This is a genomic window from Streptomyces sp. SID3343, assembly GCF_009865215.1.
GTDB lineage: Bacteria > Actinomycetota > Actinomycetes > Streptomycetales > Streptomycetaceae > Embleya.
On record NZ_WWJX01000325.1, the window covers coordinates 1 to 8396 of the forward strand.

Annotated in this window: 6 protein-coding genes; 4 read left to right on the forward strand and 2 right to left on the reverse strand. The window is 68.3% G+C overall.

Annotated features, from left to right (window positions below; genetic code table 11):
- Together GT354_RS10980 and GT354_RS10985 are read right to left on the reverse strand one after the other, a co-directional pair.
- Nucleotides 1-271 (reverse strand): hypothetical protein (locus GT354_RS10980; RefSeq protein WP_161356097.1); only part of this gene is annotated, 271 nt, incomplete at its 3' end.
- Between the two features lie 102 nt (nucleotides 272-373).
- Nucleotides 374-1360, reverse strand: coding sequence for a substrate-binding domain-containing protein (locus GT354_RS10985; protein WP_161356098.1), 987 nt, complete (start codon nucleotides 1358-1360; stop codon nucleotides 374-376).
- Nucleotides 1361-1713: 353 nt separating this feature from the next.
- Here GT354_RS10985 and pstC point away from each other — a divergent pair, with 353 nt between their 5' ends.
- The 4 genes from pstC to GT354_RS11005 all read left to right on the forward strand — a co-directional run bounded on the left by pstC (nucleotide 1714) and on the right by GT354_RS11005 (nucleotide 8290).
- Nucleotides 1714-2730 carry a phosphate ABC transporter permease subunit PstC gene (gene pstC, locus GT354_RS10990; protein ID WP_161356099.1) on the forward strand — a complete coding sequence of 339 codons (1017 nt, stop codon included), beginning with the start codon at nucleotides 1714-1716 and terminating at the stop codon, nucleotides 2728-2730.
- Nucleotides 2731-2819: 89 nt separating this feature from the next.
- Nucleotides 2820-4001, forward strand: a complete 1182-nt coding sequence (gene pstA / locus GT354_RS10995) for a phosphate ABC transporter permease PstA (protein WP_161356100.1) — start codon at nucleotides 2820-2822, stop codon at nucleotides 3999-4001.
- Nucleotides 3998-5743, forward strand: coding sequence for a phosphate ABC transporter substrate-binding protein PstS (pstS, locus tag GT354_RS55740; RefSeq protein ID WP_161356101.1), 1746 nt, complete (start codon nucleotides 3998-4000; stop codon nucleotides 5741-5743). The genes pstA and pstS overlap by 4 nt, the downstream gene beginning before the upstream one ends.
- A 159-nt stretch (nucleotides 5744-5902) precedes the next feature.
- Nucleotides 5903-8290 (forward strand): hypothetical protein, encoded by a 2388-nt coding sequence (locus GT354_RS11005; RefSeq protein ID WP_161356102.1) that lies wholly within the window; start codon nucleotides 5903-5905, stop codon nucleotides 8288-8290.
- Nucleotides 8291-8396 lie beyond the last annotated feature (106 nt).

The window sequence follows — 8396 nt, forward strand, 5'->3', positions numbered from 1 at the left end:
CGCCGTAGTTGGTGTTGCAGGCGGCCTTGCCGGTGTTGACGCTGCCGGCGGCCTTGCCGGCGTCGACGGTGATCCAGTTGTTGCCGGACGGATCGCCCGACGAGGTGTACTGAGTCGTCAGGGCCCGGGTGATGTTCTGAAGTGTGTCCGAACCGGCGTTGACGGGGGAAGCGGCCTGGGCTCCACCACTCACACCGGCCACGAGTGTCATCGCAGCCGCGATGGTGGCGGCAACTGTGCCGCCCTTGCGCAAGGTGAAACCGATCGTCATGCGAATCCCCGACTCTCGCTGAGAGAACGGGCCGACCGGAGTTCCCCCGAAACCCGGCCGGCCCGTCAAACCTCACCTACGGCTGTGCGAAGCGGGTGTTGCTCAGACGGAGAAGCCGTACGAGGTCCAGATCGCCTTCTGCGCGGGGGCCGTGGCCCACGTGATGAACGCGATCGCGTCGGTGTCGCTCTCGGTGTCCGTGCCGTCGTAGACGTAGAAGACGTCACGGTTGCCGACGAAGCCGGCCCCGTTGGGGGCGATGCCGTCGATGTTGCCGAGGACGAAGCCGTTGGTGTGGTTCCCGACGCCCGTGGCGGGGTTGGTCTGCTCGCCCTGGGCGGCCTTCGAGTAGGGGATGATCGCGTCGATGGAGGTGATCTGCGGCGCGTCGCCGCGGTTCTCCTGCGCGGTCTGGATGACGGTCGAGGCGCACGCGCCACCGGCCGGCAGGGTCGGGTCGGCGCCACCGAGCACGCGGGCGATGAACTCCGAGCGGGTGCCGGAGCCGGCCTGCGGGATGTGCTTCTGGATGACACCCGAGGCGGTGCTGCCCGGGATCTGGTTCCAGTTGGTGATGGTGCAGTTGTAGATTTCCTTGATCTGCTGCTGGGTCAAGTTGTTCGGCACACCGGGCTTCTTGGTGGCCCACGTGATCGCGTCGCCGGCGACCTTGGTGAAGGTCAGCGAGTTCTCGGGGATGCTGCCGACCTTCGGGCCGCGCGAGGAACGGGCGAAGCTGAGGCAGTTGGCGTTGGTGCCGGCGCGCTCGGCGAGCAGCGCGTTGATGCCGTCACCCGAACCGTTCGGCCACGCGCTCTTGCCGGCGCCGTAGTTGGTGTTGCAGGCGGCCTTGCCCGTGGTCACACTGCCCGCGGCCTTGCCGGCGTCGACGGTTATCCAGTTGTTGGTCCCACCCAAGGTCGTGTACTGGGTGGTCAGCGCCCGGGTGACGTTCTGCAGCGTGTCCGAACCGGCGTTGACGTAGGTGGCGGCGTTGGCGCCGGCGCTCGAACCGACGACGAGCGCCATCGCGGCGGCGGCGGTGCCCAGTACGGTGGCGGTCTTGCGCATGCTGAAGACGCTGGACATTCGAAGTCCCAACTCTCTCTTGGCAATTGCTGGCCGTCGACCGTGCTGGCCGACGTCGACAACGCTGGCAGCGCGGTGATCGTGGTGGGATGTCCGGCAGGGAAACGGCAGCGGGCGGCCGAAGGTGACAACGCGAACGGATCGCGCCTGCAACGGAAACCCGAACATCGGGCGTGCGCGCGTTACGGATACGACCCCCGCAGTACACCCACGGCACCGGTTGTTTCCGTAGCGGACAGTCCCCGAGGGGCTGCGCTCTGATTGTCTCCAGGCGGGGGGCATCCCGGTGTTGCGCCGGGCGACCTGACGAGACGTCAGGCCGGCTCGCCACCCGTTTCCAGGAGCCGCCCGCCATGGCACACCCGCCCGTCTACGCGCCTGCACAACCGGAGTCCACCGACCATCCCCGGCGGATCGTGGTGCGACGTACTCCGGCCGACCACGCGTTTCGCTCGATCACCCGCGGGGTCGCGATCCTGGTTCTCGTCCTGCTCGCGGCGATCGGCGGATACCTCCTCTACCAAGGCGCCGACGCGCTCGACCGGGCCGGCTGGGGATTCCTCACCGAGGACGTGTGGGAGCCCAAGAGCGGCACCTTCGGGGTGCGCGGGCTCCTCACCGGAACGGTCCTGGTCGCGCTCGTCGCGCTCGTGGTCGCGGTACCGATCGCGCTCACCGCGGCCCTGTACATCACCGAGTTCGCACCGCGCCGGGCGCGCGCCCTGCTCACCACGATCGTCGACCTGATGGCCGCGGTGCCGAGCATCATCTACGGCATCTTCGGCTTCTTCGTGTTGCAGCCGCAGCTGATCCCGGTCAGCCGATGGCTCGCGACGACCTTCGACTTCCTGCCGATCTTCGAGATCCGCACGATCGACGTGAACGCCCGCTTCGTGGACAGCCAGTTCAGTTCGTCGCTGTTCATCGCCGGCGTCGTCGTCTCGACGATGGTCATCCCGATCTGCTGCTCCGTCAGCCGCGAGGTCTTCGGCCAGGCGCCACCCGGGGAAAAGGAAGGCGCGCTCGCGCTCGGCGCGACCCGGTGGGGCGTGATCCGCGCAGTGGTCCTGCCGTTCGGCCGCGGCGGCGTGATCGGCGGCGTCATGCTCGGCCTGGGCCGGGCCCTCGGCGAGACCATCGCCGTCGCGATGATCATCTCGTTCAACACCGACTTCTCCTTCCGCATCCTCGACGGCCAGGGGTCGACGATCTCGTCGCTGATCGTCTTGAAGTACGGCGAGGCAGACACCGAGTCGATCTCCGCGCTGATGGCCGCGGGCCTGTCGCTGTTCATCCTCACACTCGGGGTCAACACGATCGCCGGCGTCCTGGTCGCACGCTCGCGCAGCGGCAAATCCACCGAAATCTGAGTCACCCCGAATCCGAGTCACCCCAAATCCGAGTCACTCGAAAACCGAATCACCGCACCACAGACCCACCAGCGAGGGGATCCACGACGATGACCGTCACCGAGCCGATCGTTCGGCCCGGCCCGGACGCGCCGCCGACCGCGGCCGTGCCGCAACCACCGGAGGAACGCCGCGTGGTTCTGCGCCGCGTGGCCCCCGACGACATCGGCATCGCACTCGGCGCGGCCGTTGCGGGTGCGAGCTTCGCGTGGCTGCTGTACGGGCGCATCCTGCCCGTCTCCGGATGGCAGGGCTACCTGGTCACCGCCTACGTGAGCTTCCTGCTCCTGTACGCCGTGGCCACCCGCATGCGCCTGGACCGAGTCGCCGCGAACGACCGGGTGGCGGGGGCGGTGATCTCCACCGGTGCCGCGCTCATGGTCGGCACGGTCGCCACCGTGATCGGCTACGTGTTCGTGCGCGGCGCGGGTCGCGTCCTGGACGCGGACTTCTTCACCGAAACCCAACGACACTTCAGCGCCCTCAGCGCGGACGGCGTCGCCGTCGGCGCGGCGCACGCCATCGTCGGCACGTTCGAACAGATGGGCATCGCCATCGTGTTGAGCGTGCCGTTGGGCATGACCGCCGCGATCTACATGAACGAGGTCGGTGGACGCTTCGCCGCCATCGTGCGGGTGGTGGTCGAGGCGATGACCGCGATCCCGTCGGTGGTGGCGGGGCTGTTCGTGTACGCGTTCTTCGTCATCTCGCTCGGGCAGGGCTTTTGCGGTCTGGCCGCCGGCCTCGCGCTGTCGGTGGAGATGATGCCGGTCGTCACGCGCGCGACCGAAGTCGTCCTGCGCCTGGTCCCCAACGGGCTGCGCGAGGCCTCGCTCGCCCTGGGGTCCGGGGAGTTTCGCACCCTGTGGCACGTGGTGTTGCCCACCGCGCGCAGCGGCCTGGTGACCGCGGTCATCCTCGGCTGCGCACGCGTGGTCGGCGAGACCGCGCCGGTACTGCTCGTCGCGGGCGGCAGCGCCGGGATGAACTGGAATCCGTTCAGCGGAGTGCAGAACTCGCTGCCGTACTTCATCTGGGAGAACTACAAGTCACCCAGTGACGAGCTGAACTCCCTCGCGTGGGGCGCCAGTGTGGCCCTGCTGCTGATTGTTCTCGTGCTCTTCGTCGGCGCTCGCCTGATCGGCGGACGAGTCCCGGGCGAGTCGAAGCGTCGCATGCGGCGTCCCCTGGCCGCCGCACCCAAGTCCCTCACCCCGGAGCCCACGTCATGATCAGGATCAAGCGCGCCCCGGCGCTTGCGGTACGGCTGGCGACAGCCGCCGCGCTCACCATCCCACTGCTCACGATCCCGGCCGGCAACGCCTCCGCGGCCGGTGCCAACATCAACGGCAGCGGATCCACGTGGAGTTCGCCCGCGACCAAGCAGTGGGCCGCCGACGTCGCCGCCCGCGGTATGGCGGTCGACTACAACGCCAACGGATCCACCGCGGGACGCACCGACTTCGCCAGCCACCTCGTCGACTTCGCGGTGTCCGAGATCCCCTTCCAGGGCAGCTACGTCGACCGCGCCGGCAAGGCCACGGACGAACTCGCCAACCTCCGGCGGGACAACACCAAGTTCAAGTACCTGCCGATCGTCGCCGGTGGCACGGCCTTCATGTACAACCTCAACATCCGCGGTCAACGGGTGCGTAACCTCCAGTTGTCGCCGCGCACGATCGCCTTGATCTTCACCAACCAGGTCAAGCTGTGGAACGACCCGACGATCAAGGCGGACAACCCGGGACTGTCCCTGCCTGCCACACCGATCACCCCGGTCGTGCGCTCCGACGGTTCCGGCACCACCGCGCAGTTCAGCCAGTTCCTGACCAATCAGGTGGCGGACGTGTGGCGGCCCTTCTTCCCCGGCGGGATGACCTCGGAGTTCCCGGTCAAGGGCTCGGCCAAGGCGCAGGCGGGTTCCGAGGGTGTGGCCAACTACGTCGCGGCGCAGTACGGCGAGGGCGCGATCACCTACGTCGAGACCGCGTACGCGATCCAGCGCCAGTTTCCGGTGGCCTCGGTCAAGAACGCCGCGGGCGTCTATACCCAGCCCACTTCCGACGCGGTATCGGTCGCGCTGACCAAGGCCCGGCTCAACCCGGACAGCACCCAGATCCTCGACGACGTCTACACCAATCCCGACCGTCGGGCGTACGCGATCTCCAGCTACAGCTACATGATCGTGCCCGCCGCCGAGCAGTTCGGCTTCGGGAAGGCCAAGGGCGAGACACTCGGGAAGTTCATCAAGTACTTCCTGTGCGCCGGTCAGAAGCAGGCGGCGCCGCTGGGGTATTCGCCGTTGCCGCCCAAACTGGTGAGCTTCGGTTACGACGCGATCAAGTCGGTGCCGGGCGCCCCCGATCCGGGCGCGCTGCCGGCCGACCTGGCCAAGCCGACCAGGGCCGATTTCGACGCCTGCCCCAACCCGACCTTCGATCCCGCGTGGGTACCGCCGGAGCAGAAGAACCAGCAGGAGACCGAGAAGAACGTCCCCGGCAGCCAGGGCGGCGGCAATACCGGCCAGACCGGAAACGGCACGCAATCCGGAACCGGCAACAAGACCGGCAACGGTACCGGCACCACTACCGGCGGCGGCAAGAACAACACCGGCAACGGCACGAACGCAGCCAATACGCCCGGCAGTTCCACCGGAACTCCCGGCTCCGGCGCCGACACACCGGCCGCGAACAACGCGGCCGCGGAAGGTGGTGGCGGAGGAGCCACGACCGACGCGGGGACCGGCGAGGTCTTGGCCGATGGCGGGAACGGAAGCGGAAGCGGTGGCGGTGGCGGCGGTTCGAACGGCGGCGGCGCTCCGATCAGCGCCGGTTCGGTCGAGGCAGGTGCGAACCCGCCCTTGCCACCGGTGTGGTTCTACATCCTCACCCTGGTGTGCCTGGCTGTTGCCGTGTTCGGCGCGCCGTTCCTGTACAGCCGCCTCGGCAAGAGGAGCGCGCCCGATGCGACCTGATTCGGGTGACCGGCAGATGTCCGGTCCGTGCGCCCCAGACGAACATTCGAACACCTTGTCGGTTTCCGCTGCCGACGCGCGGTCACCGCGCGCGAGGATCGGCGCGGGCCGTCCGCTTGGGCGTTTGCCCCGCCACCGGCGATACGAACGGGAGTTGCCGTGCTGACCAACCAACGATCGACCACATCCACCGGTCGCGCGCTGACCGTCGCCGGTGTCCTGGCCCTGTGCGTCTCGCTCTTGGCCGGTTGGTTGACGGTGCTCACGGCGACGGCGGCGCCCGCGACGGCCACGCCCGCCGTCACCGTGTCGCAGACCGAGGGCCTGGTGAACCAGCGTGTCCTGGTGAAGTGGACGGGCTTCACCGTCGCTGCCGGAACGAGCAGCGTCATAGTCATGCAGTGCAAGGGAGCCAACCCCGCCCCCCGAGACTGTTGGGGGGTGCGTTGGCGCGAAGGCAACGTAGTCGTGATCCCCTCGTTGCAGCAGGGCACGGCGGAGACCATGCAGACCGGGTTGCCCACCGCCGCCGACGGCTCCGGGCAGGCCTGGATCTCGATTCGCCCTTCCTTGCGGTTGCCCACTCTCGGGTGCAGCGATCAACAAGCCTGTTCGGTCATGGTGTTCGTGCTCGGGGATTCGAACAGCACGATCGACCACTTCAAGCCGGTGACCACGCAGGTCGGCACGGGCCTGGGCCCGACCGATCTCGACCTCAAGCTTTCGAAGGACGTCGGGTACGCCGTCGCCACACCGCTGCATTTCGCCCCGGCGGCCGACTCGTGCCCCGGCATGGAGCACCCGGAACTGTCGGTCAACGGCACGGGTGAGTTCAACCAAGCCGGAGCATCGTGGGTGGTCGGCATGTGTACCGCCAAGACCAGGCTGGTCAATGCGACCGTGAGCTCCGGTTCCGGACCGAGCGGGCGAGAGACGTTCCTCTCCGGAGGCAGCGACATCGGCATCACCCAACAGCCGATCGGTGGTCCACTGGACGCCGCCCGGCCGGTTCCGCTTCCCGCCGTGCGAGACAAGAACAAAACCGTATATGCGCCGGTGACCAATGGCGCCCTGGTCGTCGCGTTCAACGTCGACGAGATCGGGACGCGCCTGCCCATCACGGAGATGAAACTGACCCCTCGTCTGGTCGCAAAGCTCATCACGGGGGCGTACGCCATCGATTCCACCGGAGTCGGATCGATACTCAGCATATGGGCGGATCCTGAGTTCATCGCCCTGAACGGCAATAAACTGCCGAATACAGGTATAGATCGCACACCGATTCTGCGCGGCGTCCAAGACGACACCATCTGGGCGCTCACCGCGTGGCTCGCCGCCGATCCCGCGACGGCCGAATGGTTGTCCGGCAAGCCCGACGAGAACAAAATCGTCTGCCCGGCGGAGTGGCGAACCAATGTGGTCAACTACCCGTTCGCGGTGTACACGAATCAGGTGCCGAGGTTGGCGGATATCAACGTTCCGCAATCCGTCTACGAAGACATCGCCACCCGCCTGGGCAACTCGCAGTCGACGAATCGGTTCCCCGAACCGGGCGTCGGTATGAAAGAAGGCGGCCCGGACGGCTACGGCTCGCACAACGTCATGACCATCACCACCCTCGAAGCCGCGACCCGCATGGGCACCCCCGTCGCCAAGATCCGCAACGCCGCCGGCAACTTCGCGGACCCGACCGACCCCGCGACCATCCGCGCCGGCCTCGCCGCCGCGAAGCCGGGACCCGACGGCGTCACGCTGACCAACGACTACAAGAGCACGAGCCCCAACGCCTACCCGCTCACCGTCACCGACGTGGCCATGGCGTCCACCGACAAGCTGACCGCGGAGCGCGCGGACAAGATCGACACCTTCCTCCAGTACGCGGCGGAACCGGGTCAGGCCCAGGTCGGCGGTCGGCACACGGTCGGCGGCCTGCCGCCCGGCTACATCCCGCTGTCCGACGCCCAAAAGCAGCAGATCGCCGCCGCCCGCAAGGCCATCGCGGACGCGCCCAAGTGGACGGGTGAGCTGCCGAAGACGGAAGACCCCAAGACCGACAGCGGAAAAGAGACGACGAGCAACTCCGGTAACGGAGCGGGATCCAACAGAACGGGCGGCGTGTCCATCGACGCCGGCGGAACCGGTAACGGAGCCGGGACCGGCAACGGAGGCGGCAACAACGGAGGGGGCAACAACGGAGGCGGCGGCACCACGCCGGACACCACGCCCGCGCCCACGGTCGCCCCGCTCGCCTCCACCCCGTCCGCAGCCGCGTCCACACCCGCCACCGCGCCGATCGGCGCCGCCTCCCCGCCCACCGACAAGGGCCCGTTCCCGTCCGTCGCCAACGTTGTCAAGAACGCGCTCAAGGGCGACCCGTCGTCGATCCTGATGCTCGTGCTGATCCTGGTCAGCGGCGGAGCCGCGCTCGCGTGCCCGGTCCTGCTCTCGCTCGGCCACAAGCGCCGCACCGGACTGTGGCCCAAACCGGTCGCCTCGGCCATCTGGTTCGTGACCCGGCTCGTACACCGCCCGGGAGCCGCCGCATGACCACGATGACCTCCACCGCGACCAAGGCCCCGGACCCCGAACCGGGCCCGACGGCCGCAGGCGCGCCCGCGACCGCGAACGCCGCCGCCGCCGCCCAAGCGATCCC